General features: G+C 72.3%; 23 protein-coding genes. 6 read left to right on the top strand and 17 right to left on the bottom strand.

All coding sequences use genetic code 11. From position 1 onward, the window contains the following. Window positions 1–58: 58 nt before the first annotated feature. Both PYR72_RS11295 and PYR72_RS11290 read right to left on the bottom strand, forming a co-directional pair. A complete protein-coding gene (locus PYR72_RS11295) occupies window positions 59–589 on the bottom strand; it encodes a toxin-antitoxin system, toxin component (protein ID WP_275455200.1) in 531 nt (176 codons plus the stop codon). A 31-nt stretch (window positions 590–620) separates the two neighbouring features. After that, window positions 621–1,277, bottom strand: a complete 657-nt coding sequence (locus PYR72_RS11290) for a helix-turn-helix transcriptional regulator (RefSeq protein ID WP_059082895.1) — start codon at window positions 1,275–1,277, stop codon at window positions 621–623. A gap of 274 nt (window positions 1,278–1,551) precedes the next feature. Here PYR72_RS11290 and PYR72_RS11285 point away from each other — a divergent pair, with 274 nt between their 5' ends. Continuing rightward, complete coding sequence (locus PYR72_RS11285; RefSeq protein ID WP_012999406.1) at window positions 1,552–2,235, top strand: hypothetical protein; 684 nt, start codon at window positions 1,552–1,554, stop codon at window positions 2,233–2,235. A 70-nt stretch (window positions 2,236–2,305) separates the two neighbouring features. Here the strand turns inward: PYR72_RS11285 and PYR72_RS11280 are convergent, their stop codons facing one another. The 4 genes from PYR72_RS11280 to PYR72_RS11265 are packed head-to-tail and all read right to left on the bottom strand — an operon-like array spanning window position 2,306 to window position 5,647. Next, a complete protein-coding gene (locus PYR72_RS11280; RefSeq protein WP_275455199.1) occupies window positions 2,306–3,106 on the bottom strand; it encodes an ABC transporter ATP-binding protein in 801 nt (266 codons plus the stop codon). 32 nt (window positions 3,107–3,138) lie between these two features. Beyond that, the gene (locus PYR72_RS11275) at window positions 3,139–3,918 is read right to left on the bottom strand and encodes an ABC transporter permease subunit (protein ID WP_275455198.1); all 780 of its coding nucleotides are present in this window, start codon (window positions 3,916–3,918) and stop codon (window positions 3,139–3,141) included. Further along, on the bottom strand, window positions 3,915–4,688 hold the full coding sequence (locus PYR72_RS11270; RefSeq protein WP_275455197.1) for an ABC transporter permease: 774 nt from the start codon (window positions 4,686–4,688) through the stop codon (window positions 3,915–3,917). Before PYR72_RS11270 ends, PYR72_RS11275 begins: the two co-directional genes overlap by 4 nt. Then, on the bottom strand, window positions 4,685–5,647 hold the full coding sequence (locus PYR72_RS11265; protein ID WP_275455196.1) for an ABC transporter substrate-binding protein: 963 nt from the start codon (window positions 5,645–5,647) through the stop codon (window positions 4,685–4,687). Before PYR72_RS11265 ends, PYR72_RS11270 begins: the two co-directional genes overlap by 4 nt. Window positions 5,648–5,956: 309 nt before the next feature. Here PYR72_RS11265 and PYR72_RS11260 point away from each other — a divergent pair, with 309 nt between their 5' ends. Then, complete coding sequence (locus tag PYR72_RS11260; protein ID WP_275455195.1) at window positions 5,957–6,796, top strand: IclR family transcriptional regulator C-terminal domain-containing protein; 840 nt, start codon at window positions 5,957–5,959, stop codon at window positions 6,794–6,796. On the opposite strand, the gene PYR72_RS11255 is transcribed toward PYR72_RS11260, so the two are convergent. Genes PYR72_RS11255 through PYR72_RS11245 form a run of 3 tightly spaced genes read right to left on the bottom strand, consistent with a single transcriptional unit; the run spans window position 6,773 to window position 8,978 of the window. Next, on the bottom strand, window positions 6,773–7,738 hold the full coding sequence (locus tag PYR72_RS11255) for a PDR/VanB family oxidoreductase (protein ID WP_275455194.1): 966 nt from the start codon (window positions 7,736–7,738) through the stop codon (window positions 6,773–6,775). The two genes, PYR72_RS11260 and PYR72_RS11255, sit on opposite strands and share 24 nt — an antisense overlap. Beyond that, complete coding sequence (locus PYR72_RS11250; protein ID WP_275455193.1) at window positions 7,735–7,917, bottom strand: hypothetical protein; 183 nt, start codon at window positions 7,915–7,917, stop codon at window positions 7,735–7,737. The genes PYR72_RS11255 and PYR72_RS11250 overlap by 4 nt, the downstream gene beginning before the upstream one ends. Next, entirely contained in the window at window positions 7,914–8,978 is a 1,065-nt protein-coding gene (locus tag PYR72_RS11245; RefSeq protein WP_275455192.1) for an aromatic ring-hydroxylating dioxygenase subunit alpha, read from the bottom strand. Before PYR72_RS11245 ends, PYR72_RS11250 begins: the two co-directional genes overlap by 4 nt. A gap of 287 nt (window positions 8,979–9,265) precedes the next feature. Between PYR72_RS11245 and PYR72_RS11240 the strand changes: the two genes are divergently transcribed. Next, complete coding sequence (locus PYR72_RS11240; protein WP_275455191.1) at window positions 9,266–11,317, top strand: phospholipase C, phosphocholine-specific; 2,052 nt, start codon at window positions 9,266–9,268, stop codon at window positions 11,315–11,317. A gap of 58 nt (window positions 11,318–11,375) precedes the next feature. Here PYR72_RS11240 and PYR72_RS11235 read toward each other — a convergent pair whose 3' ends face one another. Both PYR72_RS11235 and PYR72_RS11230 read right to left on the bottom strand, forming a co-directional pair. Then, window positions 11,376–12,380, bottom strand: a complete 1,005-nt coding sequence (locus PYR72_RS11235) for a hypothetical protein (RefSeq protein ID WP_275455190.1) — start codon at window positions 12,378–12,380, stop codon at window positions 11,376–11,378. Next, window positions 12,377–13,177 (bottom strand): phosphatase PAP2 family protein, encoded by an 801-nt coding sequence (locus PYR72_RS11230; RefSeq protein WP_275455189.1) that lies wholly within the window; start codon window positions 13,175–13,177, stop codon window positions 12,377–12,379. Before PYR72_RS11230 ends, PYR72_RS11235 begins: the two co-directional genes overlap by 4 nt. 262 nt (window positions 13,178–13,439) lie before the next feature. Here PYR72_RS11230 and PYR72_RS11225 point away from each other — a divergent pair, with 262 nt between their 5' ends. Next, the gene (locus tag PYR72_RS11225; RefSeq protein WP_059082840.1) at window positions 13,440–14,054 is read left to right on the top strand and encodes a TetR/AcrR family transcriptional regulator; all 615 of its coding nucleotides are present in this window, start codon (window positions 13,440–13,442) and stop codon (window positions 14,052–14,054) included. A gap of 201 nt (window positions 14,055–14,255) precedes the next feature. On the opposite strand, the gene PYR72_RS11220 is transcribed toward PYR72_RS11225, so the two are convergent. Beyond that, complete coding sequence (locus PYR72_RS11220) at window positions 14,256–15,299, bottom strand: DUF2510 domain-containing protein (protein WP_275455188.1); 1,044 nt, start codon at window positions 15,297–15,299, stop codon at window positions 14,256–14,258. Window positions 15,300–15,880: 581 nt separating this feature from the next. Between PYR72_RS11220 and PYR72_RS11215 the strand changes: the two genes are divergently transcribed. After that, on the top strand, window positions 15,881–18,553 hold the full coding sequence (locus PYR72_RS11215; RefSeq protein ID WP_275455187.1) for an AAA family ATPase: 2,673 nt from the start codon (window positions 15,881–15,883) through the stop codon (window positions 18,551–18,553). A 1-nt stretch (window position 18,554) separates the two neighbouring features. Here PYR72_RS11215 and pcaD read toward each other — a convergent pair whose 3' ends face one another. The 4 genes from pcaD to pcaH are packed head-to-tail and all read right to left on the bottom strand — an operon-like array spanning window position 18,555 to window position 22,482. Then, the gene (gene pcaD, locus PYR72_RS11210) at window positions 18,555–19,676 is read right to left on the bottom strand and encodes a 3-oxoadipate enol-lactonase (protein ID WP_275455186.1); all 1,122 of its coding nucleotides are present in this window, start codon (window positions 19,674–19,676) and stop codon (window positions 18,555–18,557) included. Beyond that, a complete protein-coding gene (locus PYR72_RS11205) occupies window positions 19,673–21,100 on the bottom strand; it encodes a lyase family protein (protein ID WP_275455185.1) in 1,428 nt (475 codons plus the stop codon). The genes pcaD and PYR72_RS11205 overlap by 4 nt, the downstream gene beginning before the upstream one ends. Continuing rightward, entirely contained in the window at window positions 21,097–21,702 is a 606-nt protein-coding gene (gene pcaG, locus PYR72_RS11200; protein WP_275455184.1) for a protocatechuate 3,4-dioxygenase subunit alpha, read from the bottom strand. Before pcaG ends, PYR72_RS11205 begins: the two co-directional genes overlap by 4 nt. A 6-nt stretch (window positions 21,703–21,708) precedes the next feature. Next, window positions 21,709–22,482, bottom strand: coding sequence for a protocatechuate 3,4-dioxygenase subunit beta (gene pcaH, locus PYR72_RS11195; RefSeq protein WP_275455183.1), 774 nt, complete (start codon window positions 22,480–22,482; stop codon window positions 21,709–21,711). 328 nt (window positions 22,483–22,810) lie between these two features. Between pcaH and PYR72_RS11190 the strand changes: the two genes are divergently transcribed. Beyond that, entirely contained in the window at window positions 22,811–23,272 is a 462-nt protein-coding gene (locus tag PYR72_RS11190) for a MarR family transcriptional regulator (protein WP_275455182.1), read from the top strand. Between the two features lie 11 nt (window positions 23,273–23,283). Here the strand turns inward: PYR72_RS11190 and PYR72_RS11185 are convergent, their stop codons facing one another. Continuing rightward, entirely contained in the window at window positions 23,284–24,285 is a 1,002-nt protein-coding gene (locus PYR72_RS11185; RefSeq protein ID WP_275455181.1) for a DUF3048 domain-containing protein, read from the bottom strand. Between the last annotated feature and the right edge of the window lie 34 nt (window positions 24,286–24,319).

Here is a 24,319-nt window from a genome sequence, read left to right as displayed (position 1 = left end):
TCTCGGCGTCTCGGCGTCTCGGCGTCTCTGTGGCTCGGCTCTCGGCGTTCCCGGCCGCTCAGCCCTGCGGTCCGCGGCAGCCCAGCGAGGCACCGATGCGGCCGGCCAGGTGGTCGCGGCGCACGGGCCGGCGCAGCGCCGAACCGGCGAGCCAGGCACGGCACTTGCTCGCCAGCAGCAGTCCGAAGCTCTCGGCGTCCTGCTCGTCCGTCAGGTCGAAGCGGGTACGCGCGGCGACCCTCGGCACGGTCTCCCGCAGATCGGCGTCCTGGCTCAGTAAGCGTGCGGCCACCGCGGTGCCCTCCACATGTCGTCCGCAGTGGCCGGCGTGCATGTGCCACAGCTCATGGCCGAGGATCACCAACTGGTGGTCGGGCGCGGTGCGTTCCTCGATGACGACCAGATCCTGCTCGGCCATGTCCAGCCACAGCCCGCTGGCCGTGCCCGGCGGGAACACGGCCGTGCGGTAGCGGACGGGGCGGCCGCGCCGCCGGCTCATGGCGTCGCACAGGGCGCCGTAGAGATCGGCGGGTTCCGCCGGTGCCGGGAGCGTGAGTTCGCCGACCAGCTCGCCGCACAGACGGCGCATTTCCTTTCCGATGCCCACAGTTCTCCCCCGGTCAGGACTCGGGCCGCTTGACGCTCTCCAGCAGCATGTCCAGCCACTCCGCGACCTTGTCGCGGTGCTGGTCGGTGGGCAGCTGGGCCGCCCGCCAGGCGATGGAGCGCACACCGTGGTTCTGCAGCAGCCGCTGCAGCGGGTCGTCCGCGGCCTCGGCCGCCGCGCGCTCGCGGTCGGCCAGCTGCTGGAGAAGCTCCTGCTCGGTCCGCATCAGGGCACTCGCCAGCGCCTCGGGGTCCTCGGCGGTGAGGAAGCCGGCGTGCACCCGGAAGAAACGCTGGATGGCGTCGCAGTGCTCCATCGTGGGCCGCCGGTCCCCGTTGATCAGGGCGCCCGCCTGCTGCCGCGACATCCCGGCGCCGTCGGCGATCTCCTGCTGGGTGTACTTGCGGCCGCCCGGCTTGAGCCGGGTGCGCCGGAGCAGGTCCAGCCGTTGCAGGAAGCGGGCCTGGACGTCCGGCTCACCGGCGCGCTGTCCGCTCAGCAGGGTCTTCACGACCGCCTCCGGCACGCCCGAGGCGACCGAGAGCCGTCGGGTGTCGAACACCTCCGTGTGCCGTACGCGCAGCTTGTCCGCCAGCGCGGTGACACGGGCCACGACGGCCGGCAGCAGAACCGTCGCCGCGGCGTCCGGAACCTCGAAGCCATCCGTCACCGACAGGTCTCCTACGTCTCTCTCAGGCCAATTTCGCGGTACTGCGGAATCCGTGGATCCAAGCCTGGCGCGAGACCCTGGTCCCGGCAAGTACACCGTGAACTGCGGGGAGACTAGCGGTTGTGTCGAACTCACATCCAGGTCTCGCCACAACTGTGGCGGGATTCAGCCGTCAACCGACGCCGAATGCCACGATAGTTGACACTGATCCGACCGGGGCACCAGGATCAAGGCGCCGCGTGAAGGCCGCATAGGCAAGAGGGGTGACCTCCCGATGGCGTTTCAGGCAGGAGGGCAGCGGTGGGTACCGCGGTCCGTCCCCGACACTCTCGAAGCCCGGGAAGCACAGGCGTACCTCCAGGACTACGCCGTGCTGCTGGATTCCGTCCTGTTCCCGTCCGCCGTCCTCGACCACCGCTGGGACGTCGTTCTGGCCAACGCCGCGTTCCGGGCCTTGTTCAACGGTGTGGGGCCGCACCCGACGGCCATGCCGGACGACAACTTCCTCCGCTTCGTGCTCTTCCACCCCGACGCCGCCACGGTCCTCGGTGACCACGAGGCCGCCTGGTGCCTGCCGATGCTCGCCCACTTCGCCGCCGCGGTGGAGCAGCACCCCCAGGACCGGGGCCTGCAGGCCGTCCGCAGGGAGATCGCCCAGGACCCGATCATGGACGCCGCCTACCGCCACGGCCTGCCGCACTGGCTCCGTACGGTGGGCCCCGCGGCCGTCCGGCACGACGGCGCGGTCCGCCCGGTGATCCACCCGGACCCGCGCTGGGGCGCCACCCTGTGCAGGGTCGTCGGCGAGAGCCCTGACACCCTGCGCGACATGGGCTACCACCGTATGACCCTCGTCCTGCGCGAGGTGGGCCGCCCGGCCGACCCGCTGCGCAGGACGCGACGCCCCCGGCCCGCCGCCACGGGCCATCTGAGCGTGGTGCCCTCGCCCGAGCGGTGAGCCGCACCCCCTCCGGCGCCGCCGGCGTTCAGGTCGCCGACGGCGCCGGAGGACAACCCCCGCCGCCCGCTCACCCCTTGCCCAGGTCGAGGGGGGCATCCCGCTTCGCCGCCTGGATCTGCTCGTAGACGCGGGTCCGCAGCTCCGCGAAGCGCGGAGCCGCGCGGGTGTGCAGCTGGTCCCGCTCGGCGGGAAGGTCGACATCCAGCCGCTCCCGCACGACGGTGGGGGAGGAGGAGAGGACCAGGACCCGCTCGCCGAGGTAGACGGCCTCGTCGATGTCATGGGTGACGAACAGGATCGTGATGCCCCGTTCCCGCCACAGGCCCCGCACGAGGTCCTCCAGGTCGGCCCGGGTCTGGGCGTCGACCGCCGCGAACGGCTCGTCCATCAGCAGCACCTCCGGCTCGTACGCCAGCGCGCGGGCGATCGCGACCCGCTGCTGCATACCGCCGGACAGCTGCCAGGGGTAGGCGCCCGCCGCCTCGGACAGACCGACGGAGGCCAGCGCGTCGTCGACCAGTTCCCGGCGCCGTGCCCGCCCCGACTTCTTCTGCCGCAGGGGCAGTTCGACGTTGTCGCGGACCCGCATCCAGGGGAACAGGCTGCGCCCGTACTCCTGGAAGACCACCGCCATGCCCGGCGGCGGCCCCTCCACCGGCCGTCCCCCGATACGGACCTCACCGGCGGTCGGGTCCAGCAGCCCCGCCACGCACTTCAGCAGGGTCGTCTTGCCGCAGCCCGACGGCCCCACCAGACAGACCAGTTCACCGGCGCCGACGGTGAAGGTGAGGTCCCGCACCGCCTCCACCCGGCGCCCGGAACCCTCGTAGACCTTCCGCAGACCCGTCACTTCCAGCAGGGCGTCCACCGCCGGCCGCTCCTTCCCCGGTTTCCCCGGATTCACCACGACCGCCGCGAGGACGCGCGCAGACCGTGGTACCAGCCCAGCACACGCCGCTCCACCAGGCGGAAGACGACGGACAGCAGGAACCCGAGCAGACCGAGCACGAGGATGCCGGTCCACATGTCGGGGATCGCGAAACCGCGCTGGAACTGGACGACGGTGTGGCCCAGTCCGTCGTCGGCCGCGGTCATCTCGCTGATGACCATGAGGATGACGCCGATCGACAGCGCCTGCCGCAGCCCCGCGAAGATCTGCGGGCTCGCCGAGCGCAGCACCACGTGCCGCAGCCGGGCCGCGCCCGTGATGCCGTAGGACCGGGCCGTGTCGGTCAGCACGGAGTCCACCGCCCGTACGCCCTCCACGGTGTTGAGCAGGACCGGCCACACACAGCCGCTCGCGATGACGGCGATCCGCATCGTGTCGCCGATGCCCGCGAACAGCATGATGACCGGGACGAGGACCGGCGGCGGCACCGCCCGCAGGAATTCCAGGACCGGCTCGCACACCGACCGCACCCGGCGGTGCAGGCCGACGACCGTGCCGAGCGCGACCCCGGCGACGGCTGCCACCGCGTACCCCGCGGACAGGCGCAGCAGGCTCGGCAGCACGTCGGCGCGCACCCGCTCCGCCGTCCAGACGTCCGGGAAGGTGGTGAGGATCGTGCGCAGGGGCGGCCAGAACACGTCGGTGCTGCCGGCGGAGGCGAACCACCACACGGTGAGCAGGACGAGGGGAAGGGCGACGGCGGACAGCAGCCGCGGCAGCACCCGCCTCACACGGCCACCTCCCCGCGCACCGACTGGTGCCAGGACAGCGCCCGCCGCTCCACCGCACGGGCACCCGTGTTGACCAGCAGCCCCAGCAGCCCGGTGACCACGACCAGGGCGTACAGCTCCGGCACCGCCTGCGAGGTCTGCGCGACCGCGATGCGCTGCCCCAGCCCCGGTGCCCCGATGACGAGTTCGGCCGTCACCGCGAGGACGAGAGCCACGGCGGCGGCCAGCCGCAGGCCCGTCATGACGTACGGCAGGGCGCTCGGCCACAGCACGTGCCGGACCCGCGCCCAGGGGCCGAGGCCGTAGGAGCGGGCGGTCTCCTCGGCGACCGGGTCGACGTCCTGGACGCCGTACAGGGTCTGGATCAGGATCTGCCAGAAGGACGCGTACACCACCAGGACCAGCACCGACCGCAGTTCGCTGCCGTACAGCAGGACGACGAGGGGGACCAGGGCGACCGAGGGGATCGGGCGCAGGAACTCGATCGTGGAGGAGGTCGCCTCGCGCAGGTGCGGCACGACGGCGATGACGACCCCCGTGAGGATCCCGGCCGTCGCGGCGATCAGGAGTCCGAGCGCCCAGCCGGTCAGGGTGTCACCCAGCGCGGTCCAGAAGGCCGCGTCGGCCAGCTCGCCGGCCAGGGCGCCGGCGACCCGGCCCGCCGGCGGGAGATAGTCGTCCTCGACGAGGCCGAGCCGGGGGACCGCCTCCCACAGGGCGAGGAACCCCGTCAGCCCGGCCGCGCCGAGGAGCGCGTCGGCACCCCTCACGGCAGCAGCGTGTCCAGGTCCGGGGCCTTGTCGAACAGGCCGTCCTTCAGGCCGAGTTCGCCGAGCCGCTCGATGGAGGCCCGGTCCGGCTCGGCCGGCCAGTGCGGCAGGACGACCGACTCCAGCAGGTTCTGCGGGATCTTCGTGTACGTGGTGACGATGTCGCGGACCTCGTCCGGGTGTTCGTCGGCGTAGGCGAGCGACTCCGCCGTCGCCTCCTGGAACCTCTTCACCGTCTCCGGGTTCTTCTCGGCGTACTGCTGCGAGGTGAAGTACATGGCCACGGTGAGGTACGGCGACACGTCGACGAAGTTCGACGCGAGGACCGTGCCGCCCTGCGACTTGATGGTGGCCAGCGCCGGCTCCACGACACAGGCCGCGTCGACCTGGCCCTTGGCGAGCGCGGCCGGCATCTGGTCGAACGGCATCTCCACGTACTCGACCTCGGCCGGGTCGCCGCCGTCCTTGCGGACCGACTCGTTGACGGAGGTGTCGCAGATGTTGCCCAGCGTGTTGGCCGCGACCTTCTTGCCCTCCAGGTCGCTGGCGGTCCTGATCGGGCTGCCCTTGCGCACCGTGATCCCCGCGAAGTCGGCGCCCGCCTTCCCGGTGGAGGCGACCCCGTTCACCACGGCCTTGACCGGCACGTTCTTGGACTGGGCGACCAGCAGGGAGGTCATGTTGCTGAAGCCGAAGTCGAACTGGCCGGAGACGACACCCGGCACGATCGCCGCCCCGCCCTGTGCGAGGGTGGGTTCCAGATCGAGCCCCCGCTTGCTGTAGAAGCCCTTCTTCTCGCCCAGGTACAGGGGCGCCACGTCGATGATGGGGATGATGCCGAGCTTGAGCGTGGTGGTGCCCCCGGACCCCGCGTCCTGGCCGCCCGACTTCGTGGAACCGCAGGCCGTCGCGGTGACGAACAAGGAACCGGCCGCGAGACCGATGAGCAGACGACGCATGACTCCCCCTGGTGGGAACGCTCCTCGACAGGCTGTGCGCACACCGCACAGAAGTGCTCAGCGGGAAGGTAGAACGCCTCCGGTTGTGGGTCAATGCCCTTACCCCGCAAGCCCGTTGACAGTTGCAGAAGTGTGCTCCTAGCGTGCGCACCACGCACCGTCGTGCGTACGGTACGCGGGTGCGGGGCCTTGTCCGTGCGATGCCGGTGCCTCGTGCGTGCCGCTTGTGTGCGGATCGGCGTGCGGCGCCCGGCCCGGTGCCCGGTGCCGCGCTCCCCGCGGTCCGTGACGCGTCTTCTGGAGGCGACGATGCCCGATCGAGACCGGCTCGGCGCGGCCCGCGCACCGCACTTCGTCCGGTCCTTCGAGCGCGGCCTCGCGGTCGTCCGCGCCTTCGACGCCGAGCATCCCGCACTGACGCTGAGCGAGGTCGCGCGCACCTGTGAGCTGACCCGGGCCGCCGCCCGCCGCTTCCTGCTCACCCTCGTCGACCTCGGCTACGTCCACACCGACGGCCGGCTGTTCCGGCTGACCCCGCGCGTGCTCGAACTCGGCTACGCCTACCTGTCGGGCGTCACCCTCCCCGATCTCGCCGCGCCCCATCTGGAGCGGCTGGTCGCGCAGGTCGGGGAGTCGTCCTCGCTGTGCGTCCTCGACGGCGACGACATCGTGTACGTGGCGAGGGTCGGCGCGCGCCGCATCATGACGGCGACGATCACCGTGGGCACCCGCTTCCCGGCCCACGTCACCTCCGTCGGCCGGGTGGTCCTCGCGCACCTGCCGGACGAGGAGATCGACGCCCGTCTCGCCCGCGCCGACCTCGTGCCCCTGACCCGGCGCACCCTCACCTCCGCCGACCGGCTCAGGACCGAGCTGCGCCGGGTCCGCCGGCAGGGGTACGCCGTCGTCGACCAGGAACTGGAGGAGGGCCTGCGATCCGTCGCCGCCCCGGTGCGCGACCGCCACGGCGAGGTGGTGGCCGGCGTGAACATCCCCGTCCACGCCGGCCGCACCTCGGTGGAGTCGGTACGCCGGGACCTGCTGCCCCACCTGCTGGCCACGGTCGCCCGGATCGAGGCCGACCTGCGCGCGACGGGGACCGCCGGCGGCGGGGCGCCCGCGCCGCTACAGGTCGAGCACCAGCCGTGACCCCCGGCACCGGGACACGCAGATGAGCATGGTCTCCCCGGCCTCGCGCTCCTCGTCGCTCAGCACCGAGTCGCGGTGGTCCGGGGTGCCCTCCAGGACGTCCGTCTCGCACGTCCCGCAGGTGCCCTCCGTGCAGGAGTACAGCACCTCGACGCCGGCGGCCCGCACGGTGTCGAGGACGGAGACCCCGACGGGCACCGTGACGGTCTTCCCGGTCCGCTCCAGGACGACCTCGAACTCGCCGTCGGGGCCCGTCTCCTGTTCCTTCGGCCGGAACCGCTCGACCCGCAGCGCCTTCCCCGGGCACCGTGCCTCGACCGCGTCGAGCAGCGCTCCCGGCCCGCAGCAGTAGACGAGCGTGTCCTCGGGCAGCCCGTCCAGTACGGATGCGAGGTCGAGCAGCCCGGTCTCGTCCTGCGGGGCGACGGTGACCCGGTCCCCGTACCTGCCCAACTCCTCCCGGAACGCCATGGAGTCACGGCTGCGCCCGCCGTACAGCAGGGTCCACTGCGCGCCCGCCGCCTCGGCCGCGGCCAGCATCGGCAGGATGGGGGTGATGCCGATGCCGCCGGCCACGAACCGGTAGCGGGGCACCGGCTCCAGGGCGAAGTTGTTGCGGGGCCCCCGGACCCGGACCTTGTCGCCCCGCGCCAACTCCGTGTGCACGTAGGCCGATCCGCCGCGTCCGTCGGGCTCGCGCAGCACACCGATCCGCCAGACCCCGCGGTCCGCCGGATCGCCGCACAGCGAGTACTGCCGCTCCAGCCCGGGACCGAGCAGCACGTCGACGTGCGCGCCCGGCTCCCAGGCCGGGAGTTCTTCGCCGAGCGGATGCCGCAGCGTGAGGGCGAGCACGCCGTCGGCCGCGAACTCCCGGCTGTCGACGACCAGTTCGGCCTCGTACCCGGGTGACGAGGGCGAGGACGAAGGGGGCGGGGTCATGAAGGGTTCCCTTGCGGCTCGTGTCCTTGGGGGTGGGCGAGCATCCACTCCCACATCTCGATGGGGTCCTGCGCGGTGTGCTCGCGCCCGCAGTGACAGGTGCCGTGCAGGATGTCCGTGCCCGGCAGCCAGTCGATGCGGTAGACCTCTCCGGTACCGAAGGCGGGGGATGCGCTCACTGGACCTTCTCCACCGGCTTCTCGCCCTGCTCGACCAGCCGGGCCAGGATGCGGCGCGCGGCCAGACCACCGGTGTCGATGTTGATGCTCAGCTCCTGGTAGCCGGTGCGCTCGGAGCCCAGCGTCTCCTGCAGCAGGTTCAGCGCCACGACGTCCTGCATGACGACCGTGTGGTTGTTGCCCCGGAGGAACTCGGTGACCTCGTCGCTCTCGGTCGCCCAGTCCCGCGAGACCATCCAGAAGTCGTACACCTTGCCGTCCGAGGACGGGGTGATCGCGTACGTGATCTCGGTGTGGAAGCCGTTCGGGTCGCTGCCGTCGGCCTCGGGGAGCACGCCCACGGGGGCGATCCGGCTGTGCAGCAGGTACAGGCAGGGCGCGAAGTACTCGATGTCCTGCCAGCGGGTGATCCGCCCCTCGATGCCGGTCGACTTCGCGTAGAACGGCGGGCACTCCGCGTCGTCCATGTGCCGGCTCACCCGCACGACCCCCGCGCCCTCGTCGACCTCGGTCGTGATCGGCGTCTCGGCGACCTCGGGGGTGCCGATGTAACCACCGTGCAGATAGGTCTCGTGGGACAGGTCGAGCAGGTTGTCGACGAGGAGCCCGTAGTCCGCGTCGATCGGCTCCATGCCGCGCACGGTGGTCCAGCCGGGAGCCGCCAGGTGCCGGGCGCGCGGGACGGTCTGCGGGTCGGCGAGCGCCGGGTCGCCTATCCAGACCCAGATCAGCGAGTCCTGCTCGACCACGGGGTAGGAGGCCACGCGCGCCGTCCGCGGGATCCGCTTCTGTCCCGGCACGTACACGCACGCGCCCGTCGTGTCGTACGTGAACCCGTGGTAGCCGCACACGATCCGGTCCCCGTCCAGCCCGCTCTTCGACAGCGGGTACCGGCGGTGCACGCACCGGTCGTGCAGCGCCACCGGGGTCCCCTCCTCCTCGGTCCGGTAGAAGACCAGCGGCTCACCCAGGATCGTCCGTCCGAGCAGGTCCCGCCCGACCTCCTCGGCGTAGGCGGCGACGTACCACTGATTCCTGGCGAAGGCGGTCATGTGAGGCATGGCGATCCCGTCCCTGAGAACCCTGAGCGCGGAGCCACGTCACTCCGCGTGTCACCACATTCCTGAGCGTGCACGGGGCCGGGCAATACCCCTTCCGTCAGACGGAAGCCCTGCCGTGCACGGACTTTGCCCACGGGAGGGCCGCCCGCCCGCCGCTGTTCGCCCGGCAGCCCTTCCCGTGTCACACCCGCGCCACGGACCCTTCCCCCGCGTTCGTTCCTCTTGGACCATTCCCAGCGCGCAGGTCACATCCGACGCACCACGTCAGGACAAGAGGTCATCCACCCATGCCTGAAGTCAATCGGCGGCGATTCCTCCAGGTGGCGGGCGCCACCACGGCGTTCAGCGCCCTGTCGGCCAGCATCCAGCGGGCCGCGGCACTGCCCGCGTACCACCGTTCCGGCACGATCGAGGACGTCGAGCACATCGTCGTCCTCATGCAGGAGAACCGGTCCTTCGACCACTACTTCGGCGCTCTGAGAGGCGTACGGGGCTTCGGCGACCCGCACCCGGTGACGCTGGACAACGGCAGGAGCGTGTGGCACCAGTCGGACGGCACGAAGGACGTCCTGCCGTTCCACCCCGACGCCGACGACCTCGGCATGCAGTTCCTGGAGGGCCTGCCGCACAGCTGGCCCGACGGTCACGCGGCGTACAACGGCGGCAAGTACGACCGCTGGGTCCCCGCCAAGGGCACCACGACGATGGCGTACCTGACCCGCGAGGACATCCCGTTCCACTACGCCCTCGCCGACACCTTCACCGTCTGCGACGCCTACCACTGCTCGTTCATCGGCTCGACCGACCCCAACCGCTACTACATGTGGACGGGACACACGGGCAACGACGGCAAGGGCGGCGGCCCCGTCCTCGGCAACGACGAACTCGGCTACGACTGGACCACCTACCCCGAACGCCTCGAAGCGGCCGGGGTCTCCTGGAAGATCTACCAGGACATCGGCGACGGCCTGGACGCGGCCGGCTCCTGGGGCTGGATCGCGGACGCCTACCGGGGCAACTACGGCGACAACTCGCTCCTCTACTTCAACAAGTACCGGAACGCCAAGCCCGGCGACCCCTGGTACGACAAGGCCCGCACCGGCACGAACGCCAAGGCCGGCGAGGGCTACTTCGACCGGCTGAGGGCCGACGTGAAGACGGGGAAGCTCCCGCAGATCTCCTGGATCGCCGCCCCCGAGGCGTTCTCCGAGCACTCCAACTGGCCCTCGAACTACGGCGCCTGGTACATCTCCCAGGTCCTCGACGCGCTCACCTCCGACCCGGCGGTCTGGGCGAGGACGGCCCTGTTCCTCACCTATGACGAGAACGACGGCTTCTTCGACCACCTCGTGCCGCCGCTGCCGCCGCGCGACGCGGCCCACGGCAGGTCCACGGTGGATGTCTCCCTCGACCTCTACAAGGGCGACGCCAACCGGGTCGCCGGGCCCTACGGGCTCGGTCCGCGCGTGCCCATGCTGGTCGTCTCCCCCTGGAGCAAGGGCGGTTACGTCTGCTCCGAGACCCTCGACCACACCTCGATCCTGCGGTTCATGGAGCGCCGGTTCGGGGTCCGGGAGCCGAACATCTCGCCCTGGCGGCGGGCGATCTGCGGCGACCTGACCGCCGCGTTCGACTTCTCCCGCAAGGACAGCCGGCCCGCCGCGCTGCCGGACACCGACGCCTACGCGCCGCGGGACCGCGAACGGCACCCCGACTACCGGCCCGCCGTGCCCGACGACCCCAGCATGCCGAGGCAGGAGCGCGGGGTGCGCCCGGCCCGGCCGCTGAAGTACGCGCCGCGCGTGGACGCCGCCGCCGGTCCCCGGGACGGGACCCTCACCCTGACGTTCGCCTCCGGCGGCAAGGCCGGCGCGGCCTTCCACGTCACCTCCGGCACTCGTACGGACGGGCCCTGGACGTACACCACCGGGGCGGGCAGGACCGTCTCGGACATCTGGGACCTCGCGGGCTCCGGCGGCGCGTACGACCTCACCGTGCACGGCCCGAACGGCTTCCTGCGGGTCTTCCGGGGACCGGGTACGACGGGGAAGGCCCGTCCGGAGGTGACCGCGCGGCACACCGGCGACGACGTCGAGCTGACCTTCACCAACAAGGGAGCCGAAACGGTGGCCCTGAAGCTCGCGAGCGCCTACGGCGGCCGGTCCCGCACGGTCCGGGTGCGCCCCGGGGCGACCGTCCGCGAGGTGATCGGCCTGCGGTCGAGCCATCGCTGGTACGACCTGACCGTCACCGCCGGCGAGGGCTTCCTGCGCCGGTTCGCCGGGCACGTGGAGAACGGGCGGGCGGGGGTGAGCGATCCGGCGCTGGGCCGGCGGTAGGACATCGGGCCGGGGGAGCGGGCCGGTTCCCCGGTGTGGGCACCGGCTCCCCCGGCCGTCACAGGGCGGTGAGGTGCCCGGGCGTCGCGGACGGCCGTCGGCGGGGCACCGGCGACGGCTCCGCCGGCGCGTGCCGGGGCTCCAGGGCGAGGACGGCCGCCACCGGGTGCTCCTCGTGCGGTTCCCCGTACGCCTCCCCGTACGCCCCCTCGTGCGCCGCCACGGCCTCCGGCTGCCGGATCCCGGCCGGTGCCACCCGGGTCAGCAGCACCACGCCCCGCGCCGCGACCAGGGCCCCCGCCGACGCGAGCAGCACGCCCGCGGCCCCGCCCCGCAGGCCCTCGCCGAGGAGGGTGAGGCCGATCAGGGCGGCGGCCAGCGGGTTCGCCAGGGTCACGACCGCGAGGGGCGCGCCCAGGCCCCCTCGGTACGCCGTCTGCGAGAGCAGCAGGCCGCCCACGGCGAACGTGGCGACCAGGAGCGCCACCACGACGACCTCGGCGTCCAGCAGGGAGCCCGAGCGGTCGGTCGCGGCGACCGTGACGGTCTGGGTGAGCGCGGAGGCGACGCCCGAGGCCATGCCGGACGCGCCCGCGTGGCGCAGCCCGGGCCTGGTGCCGGGCCGGGAGAGGAAGCCGATCAGGGCGGCGGTCGCGCCGGCCACGGCCACGGCCTCCGGGACGCTCAGCACGTCGTCGGGGGCGGGCCCGGACGCGGCGATCAGGATCGCGGCCAGCCCGGTCAGCGTGAGCGCGGTGCCCCGCCACTCCGTCGCGGTGACCCGGCGCCCGGCCAGCCGCGCCCCGAGCGGCACCGCCGCCACCAGGGTGAGCGCGCCCAGGGGCTGCACCACGGTCAGGGGGCCGTACTTCAGGGCCACGACGTGCAGCAGCGCGGCGCCCGCGTTGAGCGCGACGGAACTCCACCAGGCGGCGCTGGCGAGCATCCGCCCGACGCCCGCGCCGGCGCTGCGGGAGGCGAGGCGCTCCTGGGCCACGGCGGCGGCCGCGTAGGCGACGGCCGACACCAGGGACAGGGCGACGGCGACGAGGGTGGCGTTCATCGGCCGGCTCCCACCAGGACGGGCTCCTCGGCCGGGGCGAGGGCCGTGGAGCGCCGGCCGGCGGTGCTGCTCGTCCGGTGCGGCAGCGGCACCACGGCGAGGGCGCCGGCCAGCAGGGTGCCCGCCACGATCGCGTCCAGCCAGTAGTGGTTGGCGGTGCCGACTATGACGAACAGGGTCACCAGCGGGTGCAGCAGCCACAGCACACGCCACCGGGAGCGGGTCGCGGCGATCAGACCGACCGCGACCATGAGGGCCCAGCCGAAGTGCAGCGAGGGCATCGCCGCGAACTGGTTGGCCAGGGAGTCGGTCGCCGGCACCGCCGAGTACACCGTCGGCCCGTACGCCTGCCCGGTGTCCACCAGCCCGGCGGCGTCCAGCAGACGCGGCGGGGCCAGCGGGAACGCGAGGTGCAGCAGCAGGGCGGCGGCGGTGAGGGCGGTCAGGACCCGGCGCGCCCAGACGTAGTGCGCGGGGCGCCGCAGGTACAGCCAGACCAGGAAGGCCACGGTGGCCGGGAAGTGGACGGTCGCGTAGTAGACGTTCGCCAGGTGGACCAGCGTGTCGCCGTGCAGCAGCGCGGCCTGCACGGAGCCCTCGTCCGGCAGCCCGAGGAGCCGCTCCCAGTCCCACACGAGGTGGGCGTTGCGGTAGGCCTCGGCGGTGTGGCCGTCGGCCAGCGTCCGGCCGAACTTGTAGACGAGGAAGAGCCCTGCGACGAGCAGGAACTCACGGACGAGCGGCGGCCGCGCTGTCGCGGCGGTCCGCTCCTCAGCAGGCTCGGTGCGGCATTCCATCCCCCGGCCCTTTCACTGACGGCGCTGGTGGCGCTGGTTCCCTTGGCGGTACTGACGATCGATACGGACAGGTACCGATACGCCTAAGTACCGATACGCGAGTGTACCGATACGCCACTGTACCGAAACGAAAGGGTACCGAAACGAGTGGGTTCCGAAACGATTAGGTATCGATACGGAGCTGTACCGATACGATGGCGTTCCGGTACAGTGGCGTACCGGCAGGCCTTTCGGCAGGGGACGACCGAAGGAGACACGAGTCATGACGTCGCAGGCAGCGGAGGGGCCGGAGACGGCCGTCGCCTCGCGCCGCTCCAAACTCACACCCGAGCGTGAGCAGGAGTTCTTCGACGCCGTGCTCGAACAGATCAGAGAGTGCGGCTACGACTCGGTGACCATGGAGGGCGTCGCCGCGACCACGCGGTGCAGCAAGTCGACGCTCTACCGCCAGTGGAGAACCAAGCCCCAGTTCGTGGCGGCCGCCCTGCGCGCGCGCCGCAGCGTCCGTTTCGCGGAGATCGACACCGGCACGCTCGCCGGCGACCTGCGCGAGGTGGCCCGGCACGCGGGCCAGGGACATGTGCTGGAGGGGCGGCTGTTCCAGGCGCTCGGCCACGCCGCCGTGCAGGACGACGAACTGCGGACCGCCCTGCGGGACGCGCTGGTGGAGCCGGAGATCGACGCGCTCCGGACGATGATCGCCCGCGGAGTGGCCCGGGGCGAGGTCCCCGCGGACCACCCGGCGCTGGAGTTCGTCCCGGCGCAGATCTTCGGTGTGCTGCGGGCCCGGCCGGTCCTGGAGGGCCGGGACGCGGACGAGACGTACATCATCAAGTTCATGGAGGCGGCCGTGCTGCCGGCGCTCGGCCTCACGTGAGACTCAGGGCGCCGTCCGTGGAGCGATCCCGGACGACGGCCTGATCGCGCCGCACCGTGGGGACGGGGGCGGCGCGTACCCCCGGCCGGGTGGGGTTCCTCTGGAGCGGAGAGGAATCCCACCCGGCCGGCCTTTTCGGACCGACCGGGTGGGCGGGCCGGGTGGGCCAGGTGGGCGGGCCAGGTGGGCGGGCCGTGGGGGTCACACCCCCTGACCGCTGCCGCCTCCGTCGATCGACGCCTCCTTGATGCCCTTGGTGATCTCGTCGATGACCGACTGCCTGGGCGCCTCGTCGCTCACGTCGACCCCGAAGCGGACCACGACGAGCCGCTTGGAGTCGGCCGGGGAGGGGAAGGCCAGCGATTCGACGTAACCGTCGTCGCCCTTGCCCGTGACCACCTTCCAGCGGACGTAGTAGCCCTTCTCGCCGGCCACGGTCACCGCCTTCGACGCCAGCTCCTTGTGCGAGGTGATCTTCCCGTAGCCCTCCGCGCCGTACGCGTCCTCGGCGGCCTGGGAGATGTCCTCCTTGGCGGCCGCCTCGGCCGTGGTGGCCTTCAGCTTCAGCAGTTCGGCGGGCGAGGAGTAGGCGCCGCCGCGCGTGCAGGTCTTGGTGGCGTCGGCCGGGCACTTGTACGACGCCTCCGTCGTCACCTGCGCACCGGCCCGCAGGGGCGCGCCGAGCCAGCCGTCGGGCACGGGGATGCTGATGCCGCTGGTCGTGTCGGTGGCGTACCCCTCCTCGATCTGCGGAGGCTGCCCGGAGCCGTCCGGCGCGGGGCTCTGGCCGTCGGAGCCGCCGGAACCCCCCGGCCCGCCCCGGCCGTCGGAGTCCCCGCCCCGGCCACCGTCGCCGCCGCCGTTCTGCCCGCCCGAGCCCTGGGAGGTCGTACTGCCGTCGCTCCCGCGGTCGTCGCCGGCCAGCGCGTACACGCCCACACCGATGCTGACCAGCACCGCGGCCGCCACCCCGATCGCTATCCCGATCCGGAGGCCGCGCCGGGGAGCGGGGGCCGGGTACCCGGGGTACCCCGGATGCCCCCCGGCCACCGGCGGGTAGGGGCCGGTCCCCGGGGGGTACGGCCCGGCGGCCGGCGGATAGACCGGGGGCCCGAACCCCCCGGCCGAGCCCACGGGCCGGACCTGGTCCGTCCACGCCTTGCCGTCCCACCAGCGCTCGGTGGCGGGCGCGTCATTCGTCTGGCCGGGGTCGGGGTACCAGCCGGGAGGAGTCACCTGCGTCATGGTGCAACCGTATGAGGCCGGAGTGAAAACCGGATGAGAGGGGACGGCTATTCGCCCGCCCACCGCGCGATTCCGCCTCCGAAACGGTCGATTGTCTCCTCTCTTTCCTCTTTTGCTAGCTAACTATCTGATTTCACTACAGACATGGGCGAGTGAGCTCGTGGCCGTCGCATAAGCTCCGGCGACGGGCTGCCCCGGCGACGGCTCGGTGGATCACATGGCTGAGACCGTGCGTCCGCATGAGCGTCCCGCAGTCATGGTGCGTCGGTCCGAGCATGCGGCGCTCAGGCTCCCGCCCCCAGGGATGCACACGTTCGTTCTGCTTCGTGTCCGCGCCCGGGTGCCGTCGTTCTAGGTCTCGTAGGGGAGTGCCTCGCGGATGACGTGAGGTCGCAGGGAAATGCGGGCAGTTGACTGCCCGTCACGCTGAATCGGGCAGACGGGGGCCTGCTACGCCGTCGTGGAGTCACACGCTGTCACCCGACACGGCAACAGGTGCCCGGACCGGCCTCCACTTCTGCACTCGGAGGGCTACGCTCAATGACCTGTACGTCGTTCGGCGGCGCTGGGGAGGTAACGGGATGACGCAGGGACGGTCCGATCCGGCCACCTCGGCTTCCCTGTGGGAACGTGAAGCGGAGATCGCTGCCGTCACGCAGGCGATCGATGAACTCCGTGTCGACAAAGCATCTTCAGGCTCTGTGCTGGTGTTCAGCGGCGAGGCTGGCATCGGCAAGACCGCGCTTCTCACCGAGGCACGCAGGATAGCTGCGGAACGAGGCTGCGTGGCTTGGTACGCGCGTGGCGGCGAAACCGTCACGTCCGTCCCCTTCAACGTCGTACGGCAGCTGCTCCAGCCCGCGTTGATGGGGCTGATGGAAGAGGAGATCCGGGAGTACCTGGGCGACTGGTACGACATCGCCGGACCCGCGCTCGGGCTCGCGGAGCCGGGCGGCGGCCCGGCCGACCCGCAAGCTGTCTGCGATGGACTGGTCGCAGCGGTGAGCCGCCTCTCCCGGCGAAGCTGGCCACTCGTCCTGCTGATCGACGACGCCCACTGGGCAGACCAGGAGACCTTGCACTGGCTGTCCGCGGTTGCCGAGCGGCTTGCGGAGATGCGCGTTCTCGTCCTGGTGGCCCGCCGCCCTGGTGAGGCCACCGGCGACGGCACCCGTCATCTGGCCGAGGTCGCCTCCAGGGCCCGCCCCGTCGCCACGCTCAGGTCGCTCACTCCCGAAGCCACCGCCGGGCTCACCCGGGCCACGGTCGGCGAACACGCGGACGACCCGTTCTGCCGCGAAGTGTGGGCCGTGACCGGCGGCAACCCGTACGAGACCGTGGAACTCCTCGCGAAGGTGCAGGACAGCGAGCTGGAACCGGCCGAGGGCTCCGCGGCGGAACTGCGCGCCCTGAACCGAACGGCGCGCGGTCGCGGACTTGTCGCCCGTCTCGAAACGCTCGGCGTCGACGCCACGCGCTTCGCCTGGGCGGCGGCCATCCTGCACACCGGCATCTCTGTGGAGATCGTGGCCCGCCTCGCCTCTTTGAGCCCGCAGACGGCCGCGGAGTGTGCCGATCTGCTGACCGGGGCCCGTATCCTCACCGAATCCAGTCCCGTCAATGGCAGATCCGAGAACGGCGATCTGGAGTTCGTGCACCCGCTGATCGCCACCGCGGTGTACAAATCGATCCCGCCTGGCATCCGCACCGCGTTCCACGGCGTGGCCGCTACGGTCGTCAGCGAGTCCGGGCGGGGTGCCGCGGCAGCCTCACGCCATCTCGTCGAAGTGCACGCCGACGGCGATCCCGAACTGGTCGAGCAGTTGCGCGCCGCCGCGCGAGAGCACCTCGCCGTGGGGGCCCCGGACGCCGCCCGCCGCTGCCTGGAGCGAGCTCTGAAGGAGCCGCCGCAGCAGGATGTCCGCGCTCGTGTGCTGTACGAGTTGGGCTGTGCCACCCTCCTCACCTCGCCCGCCACCACGGTGGAGTACCTCCGAGCGGCGCTTGCCGAGCCCGGCCTCGACAGCTCCGAGCGCGTGGACGCGGTGTTCCGTCTTTCTCAGGCGTTGCTCCACAACGACCAGTTGGAGGAGGCGGTCCGTACCGTCGACGCGGAGGCCGCGCGGCTGGCACCGGGTCCGGCGCGCATGCGGCTCCAGGCCGCCCACTACATGTGGGAGGTGATCCATGCGGATGTGGATCTCTCGCCGACCCACTCCCAGGAACTCTCCACCCTGGCCGCGGCCTGCACGGGAAGAGACAACTCGGAGCGTGCTCTGCTGATCCTGCGAGGCTTCGACGCGGTGGTGCGCGGCGAGAGCGCCGAGGAGGTCGTCGAGTTCTGTGACCGCGCGCTCGTCAACGGCAGACTGGCACCGGGCCTCGGCTGGACCGACAGCGAGTGGGACATCGAACTGCCCCTGATGCTGGCCATCGCATACGCCTACGCGGACCGGCTCGACCGGGCGGAAAGCCTCTACACAGAGGCACTGCGCACCTACGAGAGCGCCGGATGGAGCGGCGGACATCTCGCCCTGGCCCACGCCTACGTCGGCCACGGGCATCGATTGCGGGGTCGGCTCAGGGACGCGGAAGAGTCTCTGCGCAAGTCTCTGGCCTTCGCCGAACGAGTCGGCCGCGGGCTCCCTCTGCACTGGTCCTCGACCTGTAACCTCGTCGACACGCTGCTTGCGCGCGGCCACGTCCAGGAGGCGTGGACGGTCGCCGAGGAGCAAGGCTTCGCACCTCCGTACCCGTCCACCGTCGTGCTGCCCGACCCCCGTTCCGTACGGGGCAGGCTGCTGCTCGCCGTCGGCCGCACCGAGGACGGCATCAACGAACTGGAGGCTGCGGAGAAGGCGGCGGCAGCGCGGGGGCACCACAACACGGTCATCGCCCCCTGGGGCGGAGATCTCGCACGAGCCCTCGCCTCCGAGGACCCACGGCGCGCCGCCGAACTCGCCGTGAGCGTTCGCCGTCGCGCCGAACGCCTCGGTACGGACACTGCCATCGGCGAGGCCCTCCGGGTCGAAGCCTTCCTCGCGACCGGCAAGCAGGCCACCTCCTTGTACGCCAAGGCGGTGGCCTACTTGGAAAACTCGCCTGCGGCCTATGAACACGCGGCGGCCCGTGTCGACTACGGCATCGCCGCGCGCTCTGCCGCCGAACTCAACCGGGGTCTGACCCTCGCCGAGTCCTGCGGCGCCGACGGACTGGTCGATCGGGCGAGAAAGGCGCTGCGGCGGCTCACGTGATTCAGCCTCCGTCCTCCTCCGCCAGCACCCGCTGAGCCGTGGCGAAGGCCGAGTTCGCCGCCGGTACTCCGCAGTAGACGGCACTCTGCAGCAGGACGGCGCCGATCTCCTCCGGGGTGAGGCCGTTGCGGCGGGCGGCTCGGATGTGCATGGCCAGTTCGTCGTAGTGGCCGTGGGCGATCAGCGCGGTCAGGGTGATCATGCTGCGTTCGCGGTGCGACAGGGTGGGGTCGGTCCAGATCTCGCCCCAGGCGTAGCGGGAGATGAAGTCCTGGAAGCGGGCCGTGAACGGTGTCTGCCGGGACTGCGCGCGGTCCACGTGCGCGTCGCCGAGGACCTGGCGGCGCACCTCCATTCCGCGTCGCGCGTAACCGTCGAAGTGCCTGCGCAGAGCGGCCAGTACGGCTTCCGGACGTTCGGCGGGGGCGAGGTGGGAGGCGCCGGGGATCTCCGTGAGCGACGACCCGGGCACCGCGTCCGCGATCTCCCGCAGATGCGCGGGCGGGGTCGCCGGGTCCTGCCGGCCGGCGACGAGCAGCGTGGGCGCGGAGATGCCCGGCAGCTCCTCGCGGATGTCGAAGGAGGCGAGCGCGTCGCAGCAGGCGGCGTAGGCCGCCGGGTCGGCGGTGCGGTGGTCGTCGACCAGCGCCGGCACGGTGAACCCTGGTGTGAACCAGCGCGCGTCGGCGGTCTCTGCGAGCCCCGCCAGCCCCTCCCGGCGCACCAGTTCCGCGCGCTCCCGCCACGGCCGGGACCCGTTGAAGTGGGCCGAGGAGCAGATCACGGCGAGGGACGAGATCCGCTCCGGGTGGTGCGCCGCCAGGTGCAGTCCGACCGCGCCGCCCAGGGAGACCCCCGCGTACGCGAACCGTTCGATGCCCAGCGTGTCCGCCAGGGCGAGCACCAAGGCGGCCAGGTCACCGACCGTCGCCCCCGGAGCGATCAGACCGGCCGGGGAACCGCCGTGCCCCGGCAGGTCCCAGCGGATCACCCGGTGCGTGACGGACAGCTCGGGCGCCACCTTGTCCCACAGCCGGGTCGACGTGCCGAGGGAGGGACCGAGCAGCAGCGGGGGAGCGGAGGCCGGACCCTCCGCACGGTGGTTGAGGATCTTGTCGGTCAACGTCGCTCCAGAGCACGGTCGGTGAGGGTTCCGGCGGAGCCGGTGTAGCGCCTGGGATCGACGAGATCCGCCAGGTCGAGGTCGAGGCCGCTCAACTCCGGCTCCTCGGCCAGCAGTTCGCCCAGCGGGCGGCCCTCGGCGTGGACCCGCCGGGCCGCCCGGGTCAGCAGTTCCTTGGCGCGGGCCCGGCCCAGCACGGGGGCCAGCTCGGCCGCCAGCCGCTCGGAGACGATCAGGCCGTGGGTGAGGTCGAGATGGGCGCGCATCACGTCGGCGTCCACCCGCAGCCCCCGCGCGAGGTCCACCGCGTCCCGCGCCGCGCCGCCGGCCAGGCGCAGCAGCTCACGCAGCGGCTCCCACTCGGCGTGCCACGCCCCGGCCGGCCGCTCGTCCTCGGCGGCCAGCGCGCCGTACAGGGCCGCCGCCAGCAGGGGAGCCCGCCGGGCCGCCGCCGCGATCAGCGTGGACCGTACGGGGTTGGCCTTGTGCGGCATCGCCGACGAGCCGCCCCCGCTGCCCTCGGCGACCTCCGCGATCTCCGTCCGGGCCAGGACGAGTACATCCGCCGCGATCTTCCCGAGGGCGCCCGCGGCGAAGGCCAGCGCCCCGGCGAGGTCCGCGACCGGGGTGCGCAGCGTGTGCCAGGGCAACTCGGGCTCGCGCAGCCCCAGTTCACGGGCGTATGCGGCGACGAGGGCACGGGTGCCGGCCGACTTCTCGGTGCCGGTGCCGGTGCCGGTGCCGGTGCCGGTGCCGGTGCCGGTGCCGGTGTCGGTGTCGGCCGCGTTCTCGTCGTCGGTCGCCCGGAAGACGGTGAAGGCCGCCAGCGTGCCCGCCGCGCCCCCGAGCTGTGCGGGCAGGCTCGCCCGTACGACCGCGAGCCGGTCCCGGGCGTCCAGGACCAGGGAGCGCCAGCCCGCCGCCTTCAGCCCGAAGGTCGTGGGCACGGCGTGCTGGGTGAGCGTACGGCCCGGCATCACGGTGTCCCGGTGCGCGGCCGCGAGGGCGGCCAGCGCGGACTCCGTGCGCCCGAGGTCGGCCAGGATCAGGTCGAGGGTGCGGGCGGCCACCAGCATCGTCGCCGTGTCCATGATGTCCTGGCTGGTCGCCCCGCGGTGGACGTACGGGCCGTAGGGGTCGCCCACCGCCTCGGTGAGGTCCGCGACCAGCGGGATCACCGGGTTGCCGCCGCCGCGGGCCCGCTCCGCGAGGGACCGTGCGTCGAAGGCGGCGGCGTCCGCGGCGCAAGTGACCGCGGGCCCGGCCTCGGCGGGGACCAGCCCCAGCGCGGCCTGGGCGCGGGTCAGCGCGGCCTCCGCGTCGAGCAGCGCCCGCAGATAGGCGGCGTCCCCGGTCGCGGACGCGGCCGGGGAGCCGGTCCACCCGGGGGCGAGCAGACCGGTGTCGGCGTCAGCAGAAGTCACTGGAACTCCAGGAAGACCGTCTCGCCTTCGCCCTGAAGGCGGATGTCGAAACGGTAGGTGCCGTTCCCCTGCTCCTCGGCGATCAGCGTGCTCCGGCGCGCCTCGTCCACCCGGGAGAGCAGCGGGTCGGCGGCCAGCGCGGCCGCGTCGCCCGGCAGGTAGATCCGGGTGAACAGATGGACGAGCAGGCCGCGCGCGAAGACGCACACGCTGAGGTACGGGGCGTTCCGCCCGCGGGCGCCGGGCCGCAGCGTACGGGCCGTCCAGTGGCCGGCCGCGTCGGCCTGGACGCGGCCCCAGCCGGTGAACTCCACGCCGTTGCGGCCGAGGAAGCCGCCGCTCGCGGGGTCGCGCCGCATGGAGCCGTCGACCCGGGAGAGGTTGCCGTCCGGGTCGGGGCCCCACAGCTCCAGGAAGGCGTCCGGCAGCGGGTCGCCCGCGCCGTCGAGGATGCGGCCGTGCAGGGTGATCGTGTCGGGGTGGCCCACGGGGGCGATCTCGCCGCCGCCGGGGAAGGGCAGGGCGTGGCCGTAGAACGGGCCGACGGTGTGGGACGGGGTCGGGAGCACCGTCTCCGGGCGGCTGGTGTCGATCTTCGTCATGGCGGGTCAGCGTCCTTCTTCGATCCAGGTGGCCTGCGGGCCGTCGAGCACGATGTCCCAGGCGTAGCCCATCGAGAACTCCGGCACGGACAGGCTGTGGTCGTAGGTCGCGACCAGCCGCTGCCGGGCCGCGTCGTCCGTCACCGACTGGATGATCGGGTCGTAGGGGAACAGCGGGTCGTTCGGGAAGTACATCTGCGTCACGAGCCGCTGGGTGAAGGCCGAGCCGAAGAGCGAGAAGTGGATGTGGGCCGGCCGCCAGGCGTTGACGTGCTGGCGCCAGGGGTAGGGGCCCGGCTGGATCGTCGTGAAGTGGTAGCGCCCCTGGTCGTCGGTCAGGGTGCGGCCGACACCGGTGAAGTTCGGGTCCAGGGGTGCGTCGTGCTGCTCGCGCTGGTGGGCGTAGCGGCCGGCCGAGTTGGACTGCCAGATCTCGACCAGCTGGCCGCGCAGCGGGCGCCCGGCGCGGTCGAGGAGCCGGCCGGAGACGGTGATGCGCTCACCGATCGGCTCCCCGTCGTGCTGGCGCGTGAGGTCGTTGTCGATCTCGGTGATGTCCCGTTCCCCGAAGGCGGGCGAGGCCAGCTCCACCAGCTCCGGGTCCTGGGTGACGTCGATCCCGACGGGCGGCTGCTTGGGGTGCCGCAGCACCGAGGACCGGTAGGGGGCGTAGTCCCGGCGCGGCTGGTGCTCCACGGGCGCGCCGTCGGCGACGCGCTCGGCGTAGGCGGCGTGCTCGGCGGCGATCTCCTGGTCGATGTCCGCTTGGGTGAGAGTCATGGCGGTTCCTGACGTCTTGTCGGGCTCGTCGAAGGCGGGTCCCCGGGCCGCCTCGGTTGATCTCGGTTCAGCTCGGCGATTTAGTCAGCGCACTGAGTATTGGGGGAGAAGTGCCGTTCACGCTGCCACTCCCTCCGCCCCCTCGTCAAGGCCCATGAGAGCGCTGAAATCACTCGTGGGCGGGCATCTGGACACAGTCTGCCGGATGTCGGATGATTATTCAGTGCACGTACGAATCGTCGCTGATGGCTGATGGCTGATGGCTGATGGCTGAGGGGCGTCGGGCGGCGGCGCACGGTGTCCGACTCATTCGAGCCGAGGAGCGAACATGGCCGCGGTGGACCTCTCCGCCCATCCCGGGCACCTCGCCCGGCGGCTGCAGCAGGCGCACTACCTGCTGTGGAACGCGATGGTCTCCGAGGAGATCACCTCGCCGCAGTTCGCCGTCCTCAACACGCTCGTCGCCGAGCCGGGGCTCGACCAGCGCACGGTGGGGGAGCGGGTGGGGCTCGACCGTTCGACGATGTCGGAGGTCATCAGCCGGCTCGGGCGCCGGGGCCTGCTCGACAAGGTGCGCGATCCGCAGGACGGGCGGCGCTTCCTGCTCCGGCTCACGGAGGACGGCATGCGCACGCACCGCAGGCTCACGGTGCGGACGGCCCGGATGAACCAGGTGTTCCTGGCGCCGCTGTCGGCGGACGAGCAGGACCTGTTCTTCGAGCTGATCCGGCGGGTGGCCGACGCGGCCGAGGAACTGCGCAGCCCGGCCGAGTCCACGGGCACCCGGTAGAACGACAGGTCTCACGCCTTCACGTACACCACCCAGATCTGGCCGCGCGCGAAGTCCATCGGCGCGCCGTCCGCCGTCGTGAAGGTCGTGCCGTCCGTCGCGTCCTCGCGCTCCCAGCGCGCCTCGAAGACCCGGCCGTCCCGCAGGATCTCCGCCCGCCCCGCGCCGACCGTCTGCGTGTACGGGGTGTTGTTGCCCAGGTAGTCACGGAAGCGGGACGGGCGGATCGGCACGTGCTGGACGACGACCGTGGCGGGGGCGACCCGGGCGCCGTCGGTGGTGATCGTCGGGGTGCCGTCCATGGAGACCTGCCAGCGGTGGCTGTCGCCGGACCAGGTGAAGGTGAAGCGGGCCGCCGGATAACGGACGGTGCGGGAGTCCTCGGGCGTGCCGCCGTCGGGAGCGGGGCCGTAGCGGAAGCCGGTGGTCAGGGCGTCGGGGCCGGGCGGTGGGCCGACCAGCTTCTCGGGGCGCAGATACAGGTTGTGCGGGACGGGCTTCTCGTCGCCGCGGTAGTACGCGTCGCCGGCGTCCTCGGGGGTCTTCGCGTGCAGGGGCGCCCGGTCTATCAGGGGCAGGAGCTTGCTCTGCGCGCCGGAGAAGGCCAGGGTCGGCTCGTGGAACTGGCGCAGCAGCTCCAGATCGGACTCACGGGCGCTGCGCACCGGGCCGACGCTCGCCGGGAACTTCGTCGCGTACACGGCCATCAGCCGGCTGAGCCCGCCCTCGACCTGCTCGGCGTAGACCACGTCGGCGGCGTCGAGTCCGGTCTGCGGGCGCGCGGCGGAGACGTTGTCGATCTTCACGGCGAGCACGGAACCCACGGGCGACGCACTGGCCCGGTCGTCCCCGCCGCCGTCGCTGCGTCCGTGCCCGCCGTCGCCCTCCGGGCCGGTCCCGGTACAGCCCGCGAGCAGGGCGGCCGCGGCCAGGGCGGCGAGCAGTGCCCCCGTCGTCGCGCGGCGCCCCGCCCGCGCCCGCGGTCTTCTGCCGGTCGTGCTCGTCTCGTCCATGATGTCTTCGATTGTGCGCTTATTGGTTGATGGA

Source organism: Streptomyces sp. VNUA24, from assembly GCF_029167005.1.
GTDB lineage: Bacteria > Actinomycetota > Actinomycetes > Streptomycetales > Streptomycetaceae > Streptomyces > Streptomyces scabiei.
The sequence above is the reverse complement of the archived record's forward strand: the minus strand, read 5'-3'. Positions and strand labels throughout refer to the sequence as shown.